This window comes from Lysobacter antibioticus (assembly GCF_001442535.1).
GTDB classification, from domain to species: domain Bacteria; phylum Pseudomonadota; class Gammaproteobacteria; order Xanthomonadales; family Xanthomonadaceae; genus Lysobacter; species Lysobacter antibioticus.
Genome location: NZ_CP013141.1, coordinates 4,403,644 through 4,423,389, shown reverse-complemented (window position 1 = coordinate 4,423,389; position 19,746 = coordinate 4,403,644). Strand labels below are relative to the sequence as shown.

Below are 19,746 nucleotides of genomic sequence, written 5' to 3'. Positions count from 1 at the left end.
ATCCCCGCCCGGCTACTCTTGGCCCCCTATATCGCATCAGTTACGGGCTACGCATGACCGATCCAAAGAGCAACCGACTCAATCCCCTGCCGGCGCTGATCTTCAGTTCGCGCTGGCTGCAGCTGCCGCTTTATCTGGGTTTGATCGTCGCCCAGGGCGTGTACGTCTTCCAGTTCGTCAAGGAACTGATCCACCTGGTTCACGATGCGGCGACGCTGACCGAGCAGGGGATCATGCTGATCGTGCTCGGCCTGATCGACGTGGTGATGATCTCCAACCTGCTGGTGATGGTGATCGTCGGCGGCTACGAGACCTTCGTCTCGCGCCTGCGCCTGGAAGGCCACCCCGACCAGCCGGAATGGCTGAGCCACGTCAATGCGAGCGTGCTCAAGGTCAAGCTGGCGATGGCGATCATCGGCATCTCCTCGATCCACCTGCTCAAGACCTTCATCGGTGCCGGCAGCCTCGGCCTGCCCTTGTGCGGCACGCCCGAAGCCTTTGCCGCGGCCCAGGCCGCCGCGCTCGCGACCGCCAACGGCGTGGCCAACGCGGCCGCGCGCTGCTCGGAACTGACCTCCGACGGCGTGATGTGGCAGGCGATCATCCATTTCCTGTTCATCGTCTCGGCGATCGGCATCGCCTGGACCGACAAGCTGATGAGCACCACGGTGCAGAAGCCGGGCAAGTCCGCGCACTGAGCCCGGCGACGACGCGGCCGTCCGCTCAGCGCGTGCTGGGCGCGGCGGCCGGTCGAGGTTGCATGATCGCGCGCCGCAGCCGCACGGCGTCGGCGCGATTGGAAAAACCCAGGCGGCCGTCCTGCCTGTCCAGCCCGAGGGCGCGATACGCGTTCTGCGTCGGCGGGAACTCGCGCATCGCCGCGTAACGGCGGAACAACGCCGTGAACGCCTTGCCGCCGCCGAGCCGGTCGAGTTCGGCGACGAATTGCTCCGGTGTGGCCTCGCTGTCGCTGTCCAGGCAACAGCGCGAATAGCGCGACAGCACCGTATCCAGGTCGAGGCGGCGCTCGCGCCGCAACGCCAGGTCGGCTTCGAGCCAGAACATCGCGCCGCCCCAATAGATGCGCATGGTGCTGGCGCGGCTCCAGCCGATCTCGCCCAGCGCCTTGCCGGCACCGCTGTTGCGGCCGCGCTCGAAGCCGGCATCGAGCCGGCGCCAGGCCTCGTCGCCGTCGAGCTGGCCGGCGCGGGCGCGCAACACGTTCTGGTAGTAGCTCGCCAAGCCCTCGGCCAGCCAGCGGCCGTCTTCGCCGAGATAAGGATGGAACAGGTGCGAGAGCTCGTGCACGGCGGTCCAGTCGTCGCGCAGCTCGTCGATGCCGGCGTCCGGGCGCACGTACAGCAGCACCGAGACGCCGTCGTCGCGCCGGGTCTGGCCCCAGGGCACCGGGCTGGGATCGCCGCGGCGGCCCTGGCGGGCGCCGCGGTCGCCGCTGCGGCTTTGCCGGATCAGTACTTTCGCCTCGCGCAGTGGCAGGCGGCCGTAGGCGGTCAGGGCGGCATCGGCGCATTCGGCGAGCCAGCGTTGAAGCTCGTCGACGCGCTCGCGGTCGGTCACGCCCTCGACGATGACGCGCAGGCGCGCATCGCCGACGCGGATCACCCGTTCATGGTCTTGAGCAACGGCCGGCGCCGCGTCCGCGCCACAGGCGAGCAGGGCGCAGACGAGCAGGGTCGGTAACGACGGCAGGCGGGCGGCCATGGCGTGCATTGGAACGCGATGCGCTGCGAAGGTTCCCGAATCCATCGCAGCTACAATAGCCGGCATGGACGTATCGCATTTGCTCGACGCACTCAATCCCGCCCAGCGCGAAGCCGTTTCGGCACCTCCCGGTCATTACCTCGTGCTCGCCGGCGCCGGCAGCGGCAAGACCCGCGTGCTGACTCACCGTATCGCCTGGATCAACGAAGTCTTCGGCGTGCCGACCCACGGCATCCTCGCGGTGACCTTCACCAACAAGGCCGCCGGCGAAATGCGCGGCCGCGTCGACGCGCAGCTGCGCCACGGCGCGCGCGGCATGTGGATCGGCACCTTCCACGGCCTGGCCCACCGCCTGCTGCGCCTGCACTGGCAGGAGGCCAAGCTGCCGGAAGGCTTCCAGGTGCTCGACAGCGACGACCAGCTGCGCCTGGTCAAGCGCGTGGTGCAGGCGCTGGAGCTCGACGAGACCCGCTTCCCGCCGCGCCAGATCGTGTGGTGGATCAACGCCCAGAAGGACGAAGGCCGGCGGCCGCGCAACATCCAGCCGGCCGGCGACGAATGGGCCGACGTGATGCTGCGCTGCTACGAGGCCTACCAAGAGCGCTGCGAACGCGCCGGTCTGGTCGACTTCGCCGAACTGCTGCTGCGCGCGCACGAGCTGCTGCGCGACAACGCCGCACTGCTCGCGCATTACCGCAACCGCTTCCGCGAGATTCTGGTCGACGAGTTCCAGGACACCAACGCGATCCAGTACGCCTTCGTGCGCGTGCTCGCCGGCGACTCCGGCCGCGTGTTCGTGGTCGGCGACGACGACCAGGCCATCTACGGCTGGCGCGGCGCCAAGGTCGAGAACGTGCAGCGCTTCCTGCGCGATTTCCCCGGCGCCAGCACCATCCGCCTGGAGCAGAACTACCGCTCCAGCGCCAACATCCTCGACGCCGCCAATGCGGTCATCGCCCACAACCCCGACCGCCTCGGCAAGAAGCTGTGGACCGACACCGGCCACGGCGAAGCGATCGACCTGTACGCCGCCTACAACGAGATGGACGAGGCGCGCTTCGTGGTCGAGCGCCTGCGCCAGTGGGTGCGCGACGGCGGCAGCTACGGCGACGTCGCCGTGCTCTACCGCAGCAACGCGCAATCGCGCGCCTACGAAGAGGCCCTGCTGTCGGAACAGGTGCCGTACCGGGTCTACGGCGGCCAGCGCTTCTTCGAGCGCGCCGAAATCAAGGACACCCTGGCCTATCTGCGCATGATCGCCAACCGCGCCGACGACGCCGCCTTCGAGCGCGCGGTCAACACGCCCACCCGCGGCATCGGCGAGCGCACCCTCGACGAGGTGCGCAAGCGCGCCCGCGCCGATGCGGTCTCGCTGTGGGAGGCGGCGCGGCGGATCTCGCAGGAGAACGGGCTCGCCGCGCGCGCCCGCAACGCCCTGGCCGGGTTCGCCCTGCTGATCGACACGCTGGAAAGCGACGTAGTCGAGATGCCGCTGCCGGAGAAGATCGATCACATCCTGCAGCGTTCGGGCCTGCGCGAGCACTACGCCAACGAATCGCGCGGCCAACTCGATTCGCGCACCGACAACCTCGACGAACTGGTCTCGGTGGCCTCGCGTTTCACCCGCACCGACGAGGACGAGGCCGCGGCGATGCCGGAGCTGATCGCCTTCCTCAGCTACGCCGCGCTCGAGGCCGGCGAAGGCCAGGCCCAGGCCGGCGAGGACGGCGTGCAGCTGATGACCTTGCACAGCGCCAAGGGACTGGAGTTTCCGTTGGTGTTCCTCGGCGGCCTGGAAGAGGGCCTGTTCCCGAGCGGGCGTTCGACCGAGGAGTCCGGGCGCCTGGAGGAAGAGCGCCGCCTGGCCTATGTCGGCATCACCCGTGCGCGCGAGAAGCTGGTGCTCAGCTATGCCGAGACCCGCCGCATCCATGGCATGGACATGTTCGGGGTGCCCTCGCGCTTCCTGCGCGAGATTCCGCCGGCCCTGCTCAACGAAGTGCGGCCGAAGGTGCAGGTGTCGCGTCCGGTTTACGGCGCCGGCCCGCGCCGCGCCGACTACGGCCATGCCGCGATCGAGGCGCCGCCGGTCAAGCTCGGCTCGCAGGTGCGCCATGCCAGCTTCGGCACCGGCACGGTGACCGACTACGAAGGCACCGGCGCGCACGCGCGGGTGCAGGTCAACTTCGACGACGCCGGCAGCAAATGGCTGGTATTGGCCTATGCGAACCTGCAGCCACTCTAGTTAAACGTTCGACGCGCTGATGGAGACGCGAGCTTTTCCGAGCTCGCGCGCCGACGCGAGTGACGGCCGCTGTGGCACTGTGAATCGTCGTTCCCGCGAAGGCGGGAACCCAGGGGCTTCACCGAGGCATTACTCTGGGGTCTCTGGATCTCCGCCTTCGCGGGGATGACAGTTCAAAGCCGCCGTCCCACCGAGCAGCCGCTCAAGCAATGGAGTGCACGATGAAAAGAAACACGGTCGGATTTCTGCTGAGTCTGCTGGCGCTGTCGGTGGCGGTGATCGTCTTCCGCGACAGCTACCTGTTTTCCAAGGTCTCGATCCGTCCGCCGTGGGCTGAGTTCCTGCCCGGCTGGCTCGGTGTGTCGGACTTTATCGGCTTGCTTTGTCTCGCGCCGGCGGCGCTGCTGCCGGAGCGTCTGAAATCGGCCGCTGCGGCGCTGGCGACGTGTGTACTGTTGGCGCCGGTGCCGGTCCTGATCGCCTACTCGAACTATCACGCGCATGCCATCGTGTGGATGAGCCTGTTGTTCGACTACTGCTGGGTCGGCCTGCATTGCCTGATCCCGGCGGTGATGCTGTTCATCGTGCGCGGCATCGTCGACGGCTCGCGCGCGCTGGCGAAGCGCGCGTCCAGCCGCTGAGCGGAATCTCCCCTTCGCAATCGGCGCGTGCTTTGTGCGCCTTGCCGAATGGCATCGGTCCGGGCGGACGTCGCTCACGTCCCCGCGCCGACTCCACAGCACCGCTCCCGCCTTTGAAAAAGGGGGTAGGGGGATTTGCTCCAGCGACGGCATCGGGTCGACGATCGTCGGCCTTGTACCGCTTCCCCTGGCGCCGTTTCAGTGCCGGGCTGCGCCAGGGGCGGCGCGCGGCGCATCCGCGAGCTTGAACGATTTCAGCAGCAGGTCGAAGCCGGGCTGGGTCTGCGGCAGGTCTTCGTCGGCGCTCTGGGTGATCAGGAACGCGGTGCGGTGCGCGCCGGTGATCTTGCGGTACTCGCGCCGGTGCGGGACCTTCACTCCGCCCAGGCTCAGTGTGTAGTGCTCGCGGATCGTGCCCTCGGCGAAGGCGGAGCGGTCGAAGCGGCTGTGTCCATTCATCGCCGACGGTATCGCCTTGTCGGCCTCGGCGGAGAAGTCGCGGGCGAAGTCCTCGAGTTCCGCGGTCGTGTCGGCCTGCACGATGGCGACGAACATCGCCGCGCCGGGGCTCTCCACGATCATGTAGTGGACGGCGTCGACGCGTTTGTCCTCGGCCATGCTCCAGTTGCCGGGGATGCTCATGTGCACCCCGAGGCGGTCGTAGCTGAGCGGTCGCGAGACGTCGGCGGCGGGTTCGCCGCAGGCGCACAACGCGACCGCGCAGGCGCCGGCCAGCCACCAACGGTATGAGCACCAGCGGGACAACAACGAATGCAGCGCGGATTCGCGAGCCATCGACATCTTCCCTGAGTGTCGCCACCCCTGTGGACACGGCGCTCACCCTAGCAGTTCGCTGCCGATTCCTCGCCTGCCGTTGGTCCTGGGACGCAGGCCCGGCGGACACGACCAACGACACTGGGAGCCGGCCGCGATGCCGGCCTAGGCTGCGCTTCTTCGTCCGTCGAAAGGGGCTTGCCGATGTCCTTGCGTTTCGTCCTTGCCGCCGCGCTCGCCGTCGGCGCGCTGCCGGCCACCGCCGCCGACCTGCACGGTGACCCGCGCAATCTGCAACCGACCGACCTGTTCGATCTGGAGTGGGCCGATCAACCCGCGCTGTCGCCGGACGGCCGCCGCATCGTCTACCAGCGCAAGTTCTTCGACGCGATGAAAGACCGCCGGCGCAGCAACCTGTGGCTGGTCGATGCCGGCAGCGGCCAGCAGCGGCCGCTGACCAGCGGCGCGGCCAGCGACGGCGCCGCGGTGTGGTCGCCGTCGGGCGACCGCATCGCCTGGGTGTCCGATCGCGACGGCTCGACCCAAGTCTGGGTGCGCTGGATGGACAGCGGCCAGCAGTCGCCGATCAGCCGCCTGAGCGAAGGCCCGAGCGGATTGACCTGGTCGCCGGACGGACGCTGGCTGGCCTTCACCATGCACGTCGCCGCCGACACCACGCCGCTGGCGAAATTGCCGGCCAAGCCGAAGGGCGCGGAGTGGGCCGAGGACGTCAAGCTCATCGACAAGATGAACTACCGCGCCGACGGCGCCGGCTACCTCAAGCCCGGCTACGAGCACGTGTTCGTGATGCCCGCCGACGGCGGCACGCCGCGCCAGGTCACCCAGGGCGATTTCCAGCACGGCTCGACCCTGGCCTGGAGCCACGATGGCCGCTCGCTGTTCGTCGAATCCAATCATCGCGACGATTACGAGTACCACCCGATCGAGAGCGAGATCTACCGCGTCGACGTCGCCACCGGTGCGGCGGTCGCGCTGACCGATCGTACAGGGCCCGACCGCGCGCCGGTGTTGTCGCCGGACGGGCGCAAGATCGCCTACCTCGGCTACGACGACCGCAAGCGCAGTTATCAGATCGCGCATCTGTACGTGCTCGATCTCGACAGCGGCGTCTCGCGTGCTTTGACCGAGGGCTTCGATTACGACATCGAAAGCCCGCAATGGGACCGCAACGGCCGCGGGCTGTACTTCGGTTACGACCGCGACGGCGTCAGCTACCTGGGCTGGATCGCCGCGAGCGGCGGCAAGGTCGAGTCGGTGACCGGCGACGTCGGCGGCACCGCGGTCGGCCGGCCCTATCCCGGCGGCAGTTTCTCGGTCGCCGCCGGCCGCGTCGCCTACACCCACGGCACCGCCGCGCGCATGGCCGACGTCGCGGTGGTCGAACGCGGCGCCAAGCCGCGCGTGCTTACCGACCTCAACGCCGATTCGTTGGCGCGCAAGCGCCTGGGCGAGGTCGAGACCTTGTGGACCAAATCCTCGGCCGGCGGGCTCGCCGTGCAGGGTTGGATCGTCAAACCGCCGCAGTTCCAGCCGGGCAAGCGCTATCCGCTGTTGCTGGAAATCCATGGCGGCCCCTACCAGAATTACGGCCCGCGCTTCGCCGTCGAGACCCAGCTGTATGCGGCCGCCGGTTACGTGGTGCTGTACGTCAATCCGCGCGGCAGCACCAGCTACGGCCAGGCCTTCGCCGACCACATCCACCAGAATTATCCGAGCCACGACTACGACGATCTGATGAGCGCGGTCGATGCGACCATCGCCAAGGGCTATGTCGACCCGCAGCAGTTGTTCGTGACCGGCGGTTCCGGCGGCGGCGTGCTGACCGCCTGGATCGTCGGCCACACCGACCGTTTTCGCGCCGCCGTGGTCGCCAAGCCGGTGATCAACTGGACCAGCTTCGCCCTGACCTCGGACGGGCCGTCCTACGTCACCCAGCACTGGTTCCCGAGCGGGCCGTGGGAGGCGCAGGAGCTGTATTGGAAGCTGTCGCCGCTGGCTCACGTCGGCAAGGTCGTCACCCCGACCATGCTGATCACCGGCGAGAACGACTACCGCACGCCGATCTCCGAGACCGAGCAGTACTACGCCGCGCTCAAGCTGCGCCGCATCGACAGCGCGATGATCCGCATCCCCGGCGCCTCGCACGGCATCGGCGCGCGGCCCAGCGAAACGCTCGCGCAGGTGCTCAACACGCTGGGTTGGTTCGAGCGCTATCGCAACAAAGCGGCGGCCGATGCGGCGCCTGTGAAAGTCGATTCGAAGGCTGCGGCACCGGCTGCGGGTTCCTGAGTGGAGGGCCGCGGCTCGTCTTTCATTGCGGCGGGCAACAGGTCGCGCACTCTTGCGAGCGATGACCCGCAAAATCCAAGGCAAAGGCTTCCGCGCACTGAAGCGCGCGGGTAACTTTCTTTTGTCCAAAGCGACAAAAGAAAAGTCACCAAAGAAAAACGCTTTGTTTAAATCAAATGCCGGCAAGTGCAGGCATACGCGGGCATGCGCCACACGGGGCATCCCTGTCCCGGTGGCTCACGGCGCGCATCCCTGCGCGCCGCCCGCCGGGTGTCTTTCGGTCTCGCGAGTTTTAGGCTGCGCACAGCCATAGCCATAGCCATAGCCACAGCCACAGCCACAGCCACAGCGCCGGTCGTAGCCGGGGCCATGCAGCCTGGGTTTCAATCGGCTGGGTTCAATCCAGCTTCACGCCGAAATGAAAGGCCTCGATACGCAACCGCTCGCGCAGGTAGAACGCATGCGCGTCCTGGCGATGGGTGCCGGAATCCAGTTGCAGGCGCGCGCAGCCCAGGCGCTTGGCCTCGGCCTTGAGCCAATCCAGCATGGTCTTGCCGTAGCCGCGGCTGCGCACGGCCTGGTCGGTGATCAGGTCGTCGACGTAGACATGCAGCCCGACCGCGAGCATTTCCATGACCCGCCAGCAGGCGAACGCGCGCGGCACGTCCTGTTCGTCGTAGAGCACGGTGGCACGGCAGCCCTCGGCGATCTGGCGGTGCATCTGGGCGACGAAGCCGTTCTCGTCGAGGTGCGGGCGCAATTGCGACACCAGCGGCCAGACGGCGCGCAGTTCGGTGTCGCCGACGATGGTGCGGATGGTGGTCATGGGGCCGGGGCGAGTAAGGAGCGAGTCGGGAGGAGTGAGGAGTGAGATGGGAGCGCCAGCTGCGGCCCGCGCGTACTCGCGCGCCTCAGCGGAAGTCGAGGGTGAGGCGGCGAGCCGAGGAGGCCTTACTCACTCCTCACTCCTCCCCACTCGCTTCTCGGCCTGCCGGGCCCGTCACCAGCCGAAGAGCTTGTAGTACACCGGCGAGACCGTGCCCTCGCCCTTGCTGGTGTCGAGGCGGCCGTCGCCGTCGTTGTCGACCAGGTAATAGGTCGGGCCGCGGGCGGGGGTGACCTTGACCGCGCGCAGTTGGCCGGCGATCCGGTATTCCTCGATGACATCGCCGTTCTCGACGGTGCGGGTGCGGACGTCGGCGCCCTGCAGGGCGGCGGTCGGGTCGTCGCTGGCGGCGCCGGTCGTGGCGCAGGCGGCGAGCAGGAGGGCGATCAGGGAAGGGACGAGCAGGCCGGCGGCTTTGCGGGCCGGCGACGCGGTGGGGGCGCGCATGGCGGTTCTCCGTGTCTCAGGCCGACAGCATACGCTGGACGCCCGTTAAGCGGCTGCATCCGCGGTCACGGTCGCAGCCCCGGCGATGGGGCAGCGTAGAATCGCCGGCATGAAAAGACTCGTCCTGATCGATGGTTCCAGCTACCTCTACCGCGCCTTCCATGCGCTGCCGCCGCTGAGCAACGACGCCGGCGAGCCCACCGGCGCATTGTTCGGCGTGGTCAACATGTTGCGCTCGACCTTGAACGAGCGGCCCGACTACGTGGCCTTCGTGGTCGACGCGCCGGGCAAGACCTTTCGCGACGATCTCTTCCCGCAGTACAAGGCCAATCGCCCGCCGATGCCGGACGACCTGCGCGCGCAGGTGTTGCCGATGTGCGCGATCGTCGAAGCGCTCGGCCTGCCGATCCTGCGCATCGACGGCGTCGAGGCCGACGACGTGATCGGCACGCTGGCGCTGCAGGCCGCCGACGAAGGCATCGACGTCACCATCTCGACCGGCGACAAGGACTTCGCCCAGCTGGTGCGCCCGGGCGTGGCCCTGGTCAACACCATGAGCGGCAGCCGCATGGATTCCGACGAGGCGGTGTTCGCCAAGTTCGGCGTGCAGCCCAACCAGATCATCGACCTGCTTTCGCTGATGGGCGACAGCGTCGACAACATCCCCGGCGTCGACAAGTGCGGGCCCAAGACCGCGGCCAAGTGGCTCGGCGAATACGGCACCCTGGAAAACGTCATCGCCCACGCCGGCGATATCAAGGGCAAGATCGGCGACAACCTGCGCGCCGCGGTCGATCGCCTGCCGCTCAACCGCCAGCTGACCACGATCAAGACCGACGTCGCGCTCGACCATAGCCCCGAGCAACTGGCCCTGCGCGAGCGCGATGCCGAGGCGCTGCGCACCCTGTACGCGCGCTACGGCTTCAAGCAGGCGCTGCGCGAGCTCGAAAGCGGCGCCAACGCCACCGCCAATGAAATCGCCGCCGACCGCGCCGGCCTGCGCGCGACCGCGGCGGGTCATGCGCGCGCCTCGGCCAGCGCGGAGACTCCGGACGCGGCCCTGTCGGCCAAGGGCGAGTACGAGGCGGTGACCACCCAGCCGCAGCTCGACGCGCTGATCGCGGCCCTGCAGTCGGCCGACGAGTTCGCTTTCGACAGCGAGACCGATTCGCTCGACCCGATGCGCGCCAATCTGGTGGGCCTGAGCTTCGCCACCGAAACCGGGCGCGCGGTATACATCCCGCTCGGCCACGACTACCCCGGCGCGCCGGCCCAGCTCGACCGCGCCGCGGTGCTCGACGCGCTGCGGCCGGTGCTGACCGATCCGGCCCGGCGCAAGCTCGGCCAGCACGGCAAGTACGACCTGCACGTGCTGCGCCGGCACGGCATCGACCTGCTGGGCTATGCCGACGACACCATGCTCGAGAGCTTCGTCTACAACGCCACCGCGAGCCGCCACGACATGGACTCGCTGGCCAAGCGTTACCTCGGCTACGACACGATCAAATATGCCGACGTCGCCGGCAAGGGCGCCAAGGCGATCGCGTTCTCGCAGGTCGCCATCGACGATGCCACCCGCTACGCCGCCGAGGATGCCGACGTGACCCTGCGTCTGCACCGCGTGCTCGGCGCGCGCCTCGCCGCCGAGCCGGAACTCGAACGCGTCTATCGCGAGATCGAAATGCCGCTGGTGCCGGTGCTCGAACGCATCGAGGCCAACGGCGTGATGATCGACGGCGACGAATTGCGCCGCCAGTCGCAGGACCTCGGCAAGCGCATGCTCGACGCGCAGATCAAGGCCACCGAGCTGGCCGGGCGCACGTTCAACCTGGACTCGCCGAAGCAATTGCAGGCGCTGCTGTTCGACGAGCTGAAACTGCCGGTGCTGGTGAAGACCCCGACCGGGCAGCCGAGTACCAACGAAGAAGCGCTGGAAGCGATCGCCGACCAGCACGAACTGCCGCGGGTGATCCTCGAATACCGCGGCCTGGCGAAACTGCGCAGCACCTACACCGACAAGCTGTCGGAGATGGTCAACCCGGACACCGGGCGCGTGCACACCAGCTATCACCAGGCCGGCGCCGCGACCGGGCGCCTGGCGTCCAGCGACCCGAACCTGCAGAACATCCCGATCCGTACCGACGACGGCCGCCGCATCCGCCGCGCCTTCGTCGCGCCCGAAGGCCGGCGCCTGGTCGCCTGCGACTATTCGCAGATCGAGCTGCGCATCATGGCCCACCTGTCCGAGGACGTCGGCCTGGTGCGCGCGTTCGAGTCCGGCGCCGACGTGCACCGCGCGACCGCGGCCGAGGTGTTCGGCAAGAAGTCGCTCGACGAGGTCAGCGGCAACGAACGCCGCGCCGCCAAGGCGATCAACTTCGGCCTGATGTACGGCATGAGCGCGTTCGGTCTGGCGCGTCAGCTCGGCATCGGCCGCGGCGAAGCGCAGGACTACATCGCCCTGTATTTCAGCCGTTATCCCGGCGTGCGCGATTTCATGGAGCGCACCCGTCAGGACGCGCGCGATCGCGGCTATGTCGAGACGGTGTTCGGCCGGCGCCTGTACCTGGAGAACATCAAGGCCACCAACCAGGGCCTGCGCGCGGGCGCCGAACGCGCCGCGATCAACGCGCCGATGCAGGGCACCGCGGCCGACATCATCAAGCGCGCGATGATCGACATCGACGCCTGGCTGGCCTCGCATGCCTCCCGCGCGAAGATGATCCTGCAGGTCCACGACGAACTGGTATTCGAGGTCGAGGCCGATTTCGTCGATACCCTGGTCGGCGAGGCTTCACGCCGGATGGCCGGGGCGGCCAGCCTGAGGGTGCCGTTGGTCGTCGACAGCGGGGTTGGAATTAATTGGGACGAAGCGCATTGATTATGCGGAAACCATTGATTTTGCTGGAATTGGTTTAATGAATCAGTCCTGAATCCAACAATTTATTAACTCCCATCTTCACGAACTATCCATGTGCGGGATGGTCATATAGGTCGCGACAGATGCAACGTCTGTCGCTGATCTCTCCCTCCCCTGGAGTGATCCCCCGGAGCGAACGACCCCTCCCCAGGTCACGCTCCACCAGCCCCGCCGGCCCCCCCTGCCTGCGGGGCTTTTTATTTGCGCGGCAGAAAGTTTACTGAACACGCTTAACGCAGGCCAGGCCTGCGTTTCGCGCGCGACGCCGGGCGTCATCGCTATCTGCGCTATTAATCACCGATGCGTACGCAAACGCGCCGTCCCGGAATCGACGCATCCTCAAAATCGATACGTCAGCGACAACGACAGTTCGCGACCCGGCGACGGGAAACCGATATAACTTTTCGAGCCGGCCTGATAACCGTAAGTGCCGTGGTCGTAATAAAAACGATCGAACAGATTGTTGACCGCCGCGCCGAGTTTCAGGCGATCGTCGCCGAGCAGATTCCAGTTCGCCATCAGGTCGACCACCGTATAGCCCGGCTTATCGGGCGCATCGGCGGCGATGCTGTTGCGTTCGTCCTCGACCAGGCGCGCGCGCACCGCGTAGTTGGCCTGTCCGGACGCGGGCTGCCAGTCGTAGCGCGCGGTCCAGGTGCGGCCGATGCTGGTGCCCAGGCCGAGGTCGGCGTCGTTGAGCGGGCGGTCCTCGAAGCTGTTGTCCGACTGCCACACGCCGACGCTCACGCCCATGCGCTGCCAGCGCTTGCCGATCTCGGCCTCGTAGCCTTCGACCTTGGCGTCGCCGATATTCTCCCAATAGCCCCAGGCGGTCTGGCCCGAATACACCGCCGAGATGTAGTGCTCGATGTTCTGGCGGAACGCGGTGGCGCGGGCGAAGTAACCGTTGCGCTCCCAGGACACGCCGAATTCGAGGTTGTCGGCGCGTTCGCCTTCGAGATCGCCGCGGTGGGTGTAGAGCGCGCTGAAGAAGGCTTCGCGGATGGTTACGCCGCGGAAGGCTTCCGAATAGGCGAGGCGGAAGGTCAACGGCTCGATCGGCGTCCACGCGATCGACAGGTTCGGGCTGAGCTTGGACTCGTCGTTGGAGGCGCCGGCGCTGACCCCGGACACGCCCTTGTGGCGGTAATCGTCGTAGCGCAGGCCGGCCGAGAGCTTCCATTGCGGCGACACGTCCCAGTCGCCCTGGGCGTAGGCGCCGAACACGCGCGCGGTCTGTTCGGTGCGGCCCCAGAACGGCGGCGGCGTGGCCTGCTGGCGCGCATGCAGGCGGTCGCTGCGGTAGTCCAGGCCGTAGGTCAGCGACAGCGACTGCCACAGCGCGGTGTTGCGCAGGTCCAGGCCGGTGCTGGTCTGTTCGCCGGCGCTGTACAGCAGGCCGGTGGTGTTGCGGCGGTTCTGGTACTCGCTGCGGGTGCGGTAGGCGTTGAGGCGCAGGTTGAGCGCGTCGCTGTCGGGGTCGTAACGGTGCTCGTAGGACACCGTGTCGCGGCGCATCTGGTGGTCGGACAGGACGAAGCGGCCGCTGAAGTTGGTCATGTGCGGGCGTTCGTAGTACGTGCCGGTGTCGTCGAGGTGCTCGGCCGACAAGTCGAAGCTGTGCGCATCGAACAGGCCGCTGAGCTTGAACTGGGCGCGTTCGTGCCGGTAGGCGGTCGGTTTGACCCGGTCGCCGTGGCCGTCGTCGTAGTCGCCGCCGTCCTGATAGACGTAGGTGGCGAGCACGCCGAGCCCATCGGACAGGCGGCCGTAGCCGGCCAGCACGCCTTTGTAGCTGTTGCCGCCGTTGAAGCCGGCCGCGGCCTTGACCAGGAAACCCGCGTCCTGGTCCGGACGCAGCAAGTCGAAGGCGTCGCGGGTGCGCACGCGCAACGCGCCGGTCAGCGCGCCGGCGCCGCCGGTGGCTGCGCCCGCGCCGGCGTCGAGTTCGATCGACTTGATGAACTCCGGCTCGATCTGCACCCGGGTCTGGTGGTGATACAGCTCAGCCGGCTCCTGCGCGCCGTCGATGGTGACGTTGAGCATGGTGTCTTCGAAGCCGCGCACGTAGATCTTCTGCGCGACCGGCGAGCCGCCGCCGACGGCGACGCCGGATTCGTTCGACAGCAGGTCGCTGAGGTCGGAGGCCTGGCTCAGCTCGATCTCGCCGCGGTCGAGATCGAAATTGCCCGGCTCGCGCTCGGCGACCACGGTGATCGAGTCGAGGGTGCGCGCCGCGTCGCCGCTCTCGGCGGCATGGGCGAGCGGGGCGCAGGCCAACAGGGCCAGACCGGACAGCAGACGCGAAGACGGAGCGGACATGAGGCGGCGTTCCTTCGGATAGGCGCGCAAACGCCTGCGGCCGGAATGGCGCAGGCGGACGCTGGGCAGGGAAGGCTTCGCGCTGGCTAGAGGACCCCGGGCGGGCGAAGCCTGCGCATTCTGCGGTCCTCGTCCCCAGGATGCAAATGCGAATCATGATCAACAAGCGCCGATTCGCGCCGGTTCGCGCCGGCCCGTCGCACCCTGTCGCGGGCTATGACGCCCGATGCACGGCCGGGCGAGCCACAATCGGGCCTCGCCTTGCCGGAGCCGAGCTCATGACCGACGCCTTCGATCTGTCGATGCCGTGGTGGCAATACCTGGTGCGCGCCTGCATCGTCTACTTCGTCCTGCTGGCCATGATCCGGCTGTCGGGCAAGCGCACGATGGGCCAGTTCACCTCGTTCGACATGCTGCTGATCGTGCTGCTCGGCAATGCCGTGCAGAACGCCTTGCTCGGCACCGACACCTCGGTCGGCGGCGGTCTGATCCTGGCGGCGACCTTGATGCTGTTGAACTGGGGCGTGGGCTACCTCGCCGCGCGCAACGACCGCGTCGAACGCGTGCTCGAAGGCGTGCCGGTGGTGCTCGCGCGCGATGGCCACGTGTTCCGCGACGTGCTGCGCCGCGAGCTGGTCAGCCGCGCCGATTTCGACAAGGCGATGCGCGAGAACGATTGCGCGCAGATCGACGACATCGCGGTGGCGATGCTGGAGACCAACGGCCACATCACGATTTTGAAGCGGAGCGAGAAGTGAGCGAAGAGGAGTGAGCCGTGAGCGACGGCCACCGCGCTTCGCTCTTACTCACTCCTCACTCTTCTTGACTCACTGCTCGCTTCAAAGCCAATCGCGCGGCGCCAAATACGCGGCCAGCCGCGCTTCGTCGCTGCCGGGCTCGGGCTGGAAGCCGTATTCCCACCGCACCAACGGCGGCAGGCTCATCAGGATCGACTCGGTGCGTCCGCCCGACTGCAGGCCGAACAAGGTGCCGCGGTCGAACACCAGGTTGAACTCGACGTAGCGGCCGCGGCGATACAGCTGGAACTGCCGCTCGCGCTCGCCGTAGGGCATGTCCTTGCGGCGTTCGACCAGCGGCAGGTAAGCGTCGAGGAAACCGTCGCCGACCGCGCGCTGATAGGCGAAGTCGCGTTCGAAGTCGCCGTGCAGGTCGTCGAAGAACAGACCGCCGACGCCGCGGGTCTCGTTGCGGTGCTTGAGGAAGAAGTACTCGTCGCACCAGCGCTTGTGCGCCCGATAGCGTTCGTCGCCGCCGAAGGGCTCGCACAAATCGCGCGCGGTGCGATGCCAGTGGCGCACGTCTTCGTCGAAGGGGTAGAACGGGGTCAGGTCGAACCCGCCGCCGAACCACCAGGCCACGGTCTCGCCGTCGCGCATGGCGCGGAAGTGGCGCACGTTGGCGTGGGTGGTCGGCAGGTAGGGGTTGTGCGGATGGAACACCAGCGACACCCCGACCGCGCGCCAGGAGGCGCCGGCGAGTTCGGGCCGCGCCGCGGTCGCCGATGGCGGCAGGGTCGTGCCGGAGACGTCGGAGAAGCCGATCCCGGCCTGCTCGAAGACGTTGCCGCCGCGCAGGATGCGGGTGCGTCCGCCGCCGCCCTCGGCGCGTTGCCACAGGTCCTCGGCGAAGCGCGCGCCGCCGTCGGCCTGTTCGATGGCGGCGCACAGGCGGTCCTGCAGGCCGGAGAGATACTCGCGTACGCGGTCGAAGTCGTTCATGGGCGTATTCTAGCGAGCCCCGCGACGACTGACTTGCTGCATCGGTCAGATCGGCGAGGCGGTGTCCGGCGCGGATTGTCGCAGGGCTCGCGCGACGCAAATCATGGTCATCCAGCTCAGTATCGCGGCGATCGGAATCGACCACACCCAGTCGACCCAATGCTCGAAGGCCGCCCAACGAGCCAGCAGGGCGGGCGATTCGCGTCCTGCGCGGGAGAATGCGGCTTCGGCCTCGGGCATGAAGTAGATCACATCGGCCGTAATCACCAGGATCGGCGGAGCCAGCGCGAGCAACAGGAATCCCTGTATTCGCAGTTGCACGGCCAGAACGGCGCGTAACGTCGCAGGATGCATGGCTCGTGCCGCCGCGGTCAGCACTGCGCTGCCGTGCGCGCGTTGCAGCCACGGCGCTGCGGCTGCTGCAAACAGAATCGTGGTGATCGATAGGTCGGTCAGCGCCATGATCAGATCGCTCCCGGATACTGCGCGGGGGAGCAGGTCGAGCGCAGCAGAGATCATGAAATACAACGTAGCCATCAGGGCCGCGAATCCGAGCGCGGACAGGCCGGGCCAAGCCCCGCCCCAAAAGCGTGGCGGCGACGCCGCATCCACGATCTCCGCGCGCCAACAGAATGCCGGCAGTGCGATAAAGCTGACGATATTGATCAACCAGCTCACGACGGCCAGATTCGACGACATGCCGCGCGTGATGGTCACGCTCGCTACTATCCCGAACAGCCAAACGGCCAGCATCGGCGCGGTCTGCAACCCCCAGCGCACCAAACGTGCGGAATCGACCCGACGATCGAGCCAAGACAGTGTCGCTAGCCAGATCGCGGCAAGTGTGGCAACCGCGAGGAAAATGCCTGCGACCTGAAGGGCTTGCCCGGGTGTCGCGGTCAAGCCCAGCCACTTGCCCAGCACCAAGCCGAGGATGCTGGCGGTTTCCAGCATCTGCGAGCGTATCGGCTCGTCGAGCCGGTGATAGATCGCGTAAGGCAAGGCGCTCCACGCCGCCGACCACAGGCCGGCGGCGACGATGACGAAAGCGTTGCGCGAAGCTTTCGTCATCGATTCGCTTACTTCAAGGTGCGATTGAACAGCTCGTGGATGCGGCGGTATTCGTCGTACCACGAGTCGGCGCGCACGAAGCTGTGGCGCTCCATCGGGTAGGGCGCGAGTTCCCACTTGTCCTTGCGCAGTTCGATCAGGCGCTGGCTCAGCATCACCGAGTCCTTGAAGAACACGTTGTCGTCGATCATGCCGTGGGCGATCAGCAGGTGATCCTTGAGGCCGCCGGCGTATTCGATCGGCGAGGACTTCTTGTAGGCCTCCGGGTCGAGCTCGGGGGTGTTGAGGATGTTCGAGGTGTATTCGTGGTTGTACTGCGACCAGTCGGCGACCGGGCGCAGCGCGGCGCCGGCCTTGAAGGTGCCGGGCTCGCGGAACAGCGCCATGAAGGTCATGAAGCCGCCGTAGGAGCCGCCGTAGATGCCGGCGCGGTCGCGGTCGCCCTGCTTGTTGGCGACCAGCCATTCCAGGCCGTCCAGATAATCCTCGAGTTCCGGGTGGCCCATCTGCCGGTAGATCGCGGTGCGCCAGTCGCGGCCGTAGCCTTCGGAGGCGCGGTAATCGAGGTCGAGCACGACATAGCCTTCCTGGACCAGCAGGTTGTGGAACATCTGCTCGCGGAAGTAGTTCGGATAACGCGCACTGACGTTCTGCAGGTAACCGGCGCCGTGCACGAACATCACGATCGGGTACTTCTTGCCCGGCTGGTAATTCTTCGGCCCGTAGAACTTGCCCCAGACGGTGCCGGCGCCGTGCTTGGAAGGTACCTGCACGTACTCGGGCTGGATCCATTCGCGCGCGCTGAAGCCCGGCTTGCGGGTGTCGGTCAGGGCGACGGTGTTCTCGCCGCTGCTGTCGACCACGGCGAGCTGCGGCGGGGTGTAGCTGTCGGAATGGCGCACCAGCACCTTACGGCCGTCGGGCGAGAGCATGAAGTTCTCGACGCCGTCGAGCGCGGTCACTTCGCGCACCGCGCCGCCGTTGCGGTCGACCGCGCAGACTTCGTAGTCGCCCGGCCACTTGCGGTTGCACAGGAAAAAGAAGGTCTTGCCGTCGGCGCTCAGTTCCGGCTCGGACACTTCCCAGCGGCCGGAGGTGATGGCGCGCGGCGCGCCGCCGCCGCTGGCGACGTACAGGTGCGAATAGCCGCTCTGTTCCGACAGCAGCCACAGATCGCTCTCGCCCTTGCCGGGGTCGGGCAGCCAGCCGAAATCGTTGAAGTTCCAGCCGATCCAGGCCGCATCGGTGAGGCGGTGACGGGTCTGCAGCGCGGCCTTGCCGAGATCGACCGAGGCCAGCCAGCGATCCTTGTTGTCGATCGCGCGCACCAGCACCGCGGCCTGGCGGCCGTCGTCGCTCCAGCGGATCGAGACGCCGCTGCCGTCGCCGTCGGTTTCGATGCGGACCGGGCGTTCGCCCTTCAGCGGGTCCTTCTTGGCGGCCTTGCGCAGCGCCGCGAGCGGGTCCTCGCCGATGCCGGGCAGGCCGCCGAACTTGAGTTCGCTGGCCTTGGCGTTGGCGACGTCGACCAGCCACAGCTTCTGCGGCAGCGGTTCGTTGCGGCCCACGCGGGTGCGGACTTCCTCGAATTCCTCGTAGCCCGACTCGGTCACGTACTTGGGCATCTTGCCGGCGGCGCCGGAATCGCCCTTCTTGGCCTGGGTGACGACGAGCAGCCAGCGCGCATCGGGCGAGAGCGCGCTGTCGACGATCTCGACGTCGTCGCCGAGATAGGTCGGCTTCGGCGCGCGGCTGCCGTCGCTGCGGCGCCAGGCTTCGTCCTGTTCGCGCGCGGCTTCGCGCTGGGCGCGGTCCTCGCGCAGGGTCTGCAGCATGGCGAGCTGGCGTTCGCGCAGATCGTCGGCTTTCGGCGCCTTGGCCGGGTCGTTCTCGGCGCGGACCTGGGCCGCCTGGCTCAGGCCTTGGCCGGCGCGCCACTGGTACCACTGGTTATCGACGCGGAACACCAGGTTGCCGTCGCGGCTCCACTGCGGACGCGACTCGGTGTCGTTGCTGCGGGTGACCTGGGTCAGCGCGCCGCTGCGCAGGTCGCGCACGAAGATGTCGCCGTTGCGCACGAAGGCCATGCGTGTGCGCTGGGCGTCGTAGGCCGGACTGGCGCCGTCGAGATCGTTGCGCGCGGCGCCGTCGAGGCGCTGCGGCGTACCGCCAGCGACGCCCACCTGCCAGGTGTCGCGGATGATCGAGTCGTCGCGCTTGAGCTGGTACTGCACGCGCTGGCCGTCCCAACTCCACCAGGCGCGTTCGACCGGCGCTCCGATCCAGTCCGGGTTGGCCATGGTGTCGGCCAGGGTCAGCGGCGCGGCGGCCTGGGCGAAGGCGGCGGAGGCGAACAGCGCGCAGGGCAGCGCGGCTAGCGTGACGAAGGAAAGGCGCATCGAGCGGGCTCTGGGACAAAAGTCCGCGCAGGGTAGCAGCCAGATAGCGTCCGACGGGCCGGCCGTTGGTCATGCCCAGGCCCATGATCGCCGGCTCCGGCGAGGGTCGCGGCTGATGAATCGGCGGCGCGGCGGGCCCGCTCCGGCGGTTTGTCCGAGCCTGCTCGCCGGCTTTGCCGCAACCGGCCTCAGGCGCATCGCCGCGCCGGCGCGGATCGCCCTTCGCAGCGGCCGCGCGCGCGCCATGGCCGCGTGTCGCATTTTGTCGCA

General features: G+C 67.8%; 14 protein-coding genes. 6 read left to right on the top strand and 8 right to left on the bottom strand.

Going from position 1 to position 19,746, the window contains the following annotated elements:
• Positions 1–53: 53 nt before the first annotated feature.
• A complete protein-coding gene (locus tag GLA29479_RS17955; RefSeq protein ID WP_057916242.1) occupies positions 54–698 on the top strand; it encodes a TIGR00645 family protein in 645 nt (214 codons plus the stop codon).
• 25 nt (positions 699–723) lie between these two features.
• Here the strand turns inward: GLA29479_RS17955 and GLA29479_RS17950 are convergent, their stop codons facing one another.
• A complete protein-coding gene (locus GLA29479_RS17950) occupies positions 724–1,722 on the bottom strand; it encodes a gluzincin family metallopeptidase (RefSeq protein WP_144436597.1) in 999 nt (332 codons plus the stop codon).
• A gap of 64 nt (positions 1,723–1,786) precedes the next feature.
• Here GLA29479_RS17950 and uvrD point away from each other — a divergent pair, with 64 nt between their 5' ends.
• Both uvrD and GLA29479_RS17940 read left to right on the top strand, forming a co-directional pair.
• On the top strand, positions 1,787–3,967 hold the full coding sequence (gene uvrD / locus GLA29479_RS17945) for a DNA helicase II (protein ID WP_057972406.1): 2,181 nt from the start codon (positions 1,787–1,789) through the stop codon (positions 3,965–3,967).
• 221 nt (positions 3,968–4,188) lie between these two features.
• Positions 4,189–4,608, top strand: coding sequence for a hypothetical protein (locus GLA29479_RS17940; protein WP_057916245.1), 420 nt, complete (start codon positions 4,189–4,191; stop codon positions 4,606–4,608).
• 198 nt (positions 4,609–4,806) lie between these two features.
• On the opposite strand, the gene GLA29479_RS17935 is transcribed toward GLA29479_RS17940, so the two are convergent.
• Positions 4,807–5,403 (bottom strand): hypothetical protein, encoded by a 597-nt coding sequence (locus tag GLA29479_RS17935; RefSeq protein ID WP_057916246.1) that lies wholly within the window; start codon positions 5,401–5,403, stop codon positions 4,807–4,809.
• Between the two features lie 183 nt (positions 5,404–5,586).
• On the opposite strand from GLA29479_RS17935, the gene GLA29479_RS17930 reads away from it, so the two are divergent.
• Entirely contained in the window at positions 5,587–7,692 is a 2,106-nt protein-coding gene (locus GLA29479_RS17930; RefSeq protein WP_057972403.1) for a S9 family peptidase, read from the top strand.
• A 397-nt stretch (positions 7,693–8,089) separates the two neighbouring features.
• On the opposite strand, the gene GLA29479_RS17925 is transcribed toward GLA29479_RS17930, so the two are convergent.
• Positions 8,090–8,518, bottom strand: a complete 429-nt coding sequence (locus GLA29479_RS17925) for a GNAT family N-acetyltransferase (protein WP_057972402.1) — start codon at positions 8,516–8,518, stop codon at positions 8,090–8,092.
• Between the two features lie 174 nt (positions 8,519–8,692).
• Positions 8,693–9,025 (bottom strand): DUF2782 domain-containing protein, encoded by a 333-nt coding sequence (locus GLA29479_RS17920; protein ID WP_057972401.1) that lies wholly within the window; start codon positions 9,023–9,025, stop codon positions 8,693–8,695.
• Between the two features lie 109 nt (positions 9,026–9,134).
• Here GLA29479_RS17920 and polA point away from each other — a divergent pair, with 109 nt between their 5' ends.
• Positions 9,135–11,906 (top strand): DNA polymerase I, encoded by a 2,772-nt coding sequence (gene polA, locus GLA29479_RS17915; protein WP_057972400.1) that lies wholly within the window; start codon positions 9,135–9,137, stop codon positions 11,904–11,906.
• 378 nt (positions 11,907–12,284) lie between these two features.
• Here the strand turns inward: polA and GLA29479_RS17910 are convergent, their stop codons facing one another.
• Positions 12,285–14,267 carry a TonB-dependent receptor domain-containing protein gene (locus GLA29479_RS17910; protein WP_144436596.1) on the bottom strand — a complete coding sequence of 661 codons (1,983 nt, stop codon included), beginning with the start codon at positions 14,265–14,267 and terminating at the stop codon, positions 12,285–12,287.
• A gap of 278 nt (positions 14,268–14,545) precedes the next feature.
• Between GLA29479_RS17910 and GLA29479_RS17905 the strand changes: the two genes are divergently transcribed.
• Positions 14,546–15,025 (top strand): DUF421 domain-containing protein, encoded by a 480-nt coding sequence (locus tag GLA29479_RS17905; RefSeq protein WP_057916252.1) that lies wholly within the window; start codon positions 14,546–14,548, stop codon positions 15,023–15,025.
• Positions 15,026–15,106: 81 nt separating this feature from the next.
• On the opposite strand, the gene hemF is transcribed toward GLA29479_RS17905, so the two are convergent.
• The 3 genes from hemF to GLA29479_RS17890 are packed head-to-tail and all read right to left on the bottom strand — an operon-like array spanning position 15,107 to position 19,476.
• Positions 15,107–16,006: an oxygen-dependent coproporphyrinogen oxidase gene (hemF, locus tag GLA29479_RS17900; RefSeq protein ID WP_057972398.1), complete on the bottom strand. Its 900-nt coding sequence runs from the start codon at positions 16,004–16,006 to the stop codon at positions 15,107–15,109.
• A gap of 45 nt (positions 16,007–16,051) precedes the next feature.
• Positions 16,052–17,077, bottom strand: a complete 1,026-nt coding sequence (locus tag GLA29479_RS17895; RefSeq protein WP_057972397.1) for a hypothetical protein — start codon at positions 17,075–17,077, stop codon at positions 16,052–16,054.
• A gap of 8 nt (positions 17,078–17,085) precedes the next feature.
• Positions 17,086–19,476, bottom strand: coding sequence for a S9 family peptidase (locus GLA29479_RS17890; protein WP_057972396.1), 2,391 nt, complete (start codon positions 19,474–19,476; stop codon positions 17,086–17,088).
• Positions 19,477–19,746: the final 270 nt, after the last annotated feature.

Bases quoted from the DNA above. Each gene is read 5' to 3' on its own strand.
- GLA29479_RS17930 (WP_057972403.1), top strand. From the start codon at position 5,587: ATGTCCTTGCGTTTCGTCCTTGCCGCCGCGCTCGCCGTCGGCGCGCTG.
- hemF (WP_057972398.1), bottom strand. From the start codon at position 16,006: ATGAACGACTTCGACCGCGTACGCGAGTATCTCTCCGGCCTGCAGGAC.
- GLA29479_RS17955 (WP_057916242.1), top strand. From the start codon at position 54: ATGACCGATCCAAAGAGCAACCGACTCAATCCCCTGCCGGCGCTGATC.
- GLA29479_RS17910 (WP_144436596.1), bottom strand. From the start codon at position 14,267: ATGTCCGCTCCGTCTTCGCGTCTGCTGTCCGGTCTGGCCCTGTTGGCC.
- polA (WP_057972400.1), top strand. From the start codon at position 9,135: ATGAAAAGACTCGTCCTGATCGATGGTTCCAGCTACCTCTACCGCGCC.
- GLA29479_RS17905 (WP_057916252.1), top strand. From the start codon at position 14,546: ATGACCGACGCCTTCGATCTGTCGATGCCGTGGTGGCAATACCTGGTG.
- GLA29479_RS17950 (WP_144436597.1), bottom strand. From the start codon at position 1,722: ATGGCCGCCCGCCTGCCGTCGTTACCGACCCTGCTCGTCTGCGCCCTG.
- GLA29479_RS17925 (WP_057972402.1), bottom strand. From the start codon at position 8,518: ATGACCACCATCCGCACCATCGTCGGCGACACCGAACTGCGCGCCGTC.
- GLA29479_RS17895 (WP_057972397.1), bottom strand. From the start codon at position 17,077: ATGACGAAAGCTTCGCGCAACGCTTTCGTCATCGTCGCCGCCGGCCTG.
- GLA29479_RS17940 (WP_057916245.1), top strand. From the start codon at position 4,189: ATGAAAAGAAACACGGTCGGATTTCTGCTGAGTCTGCTGGCGCTGTCG.
- uvrD (WP_057972406.1), top strand. From the start codon at position 1,787: ATGGACGTATCGCATTTGCTCGACGCACTCAATCCCGCCCAGCGCGAA.
- GLA29479_RS17935 (WP_057916246.1), bottom strand. From the start codon at position 5,403: ATGGCTCGCGAATCCGCGCTGCATTCGTTGTTGTCCCGCTGGTGCTCA.
- GLA29479_RS17890 (WP_057972396.1), bottom strand. From the start codon at position 19,476: ATGCGCCTTTCCTTCGTCACGCTAGCCGCGCTGCCCTGCGCGCTGTTC.
- GLA29479_RS17920 (WP_057972401.1), bottom strand. From the start codon at position 9,025: ATGCGCGCCCCCACCGCGTCGCCGGCCCGCAAAGCCGCCGGCCTGCTC.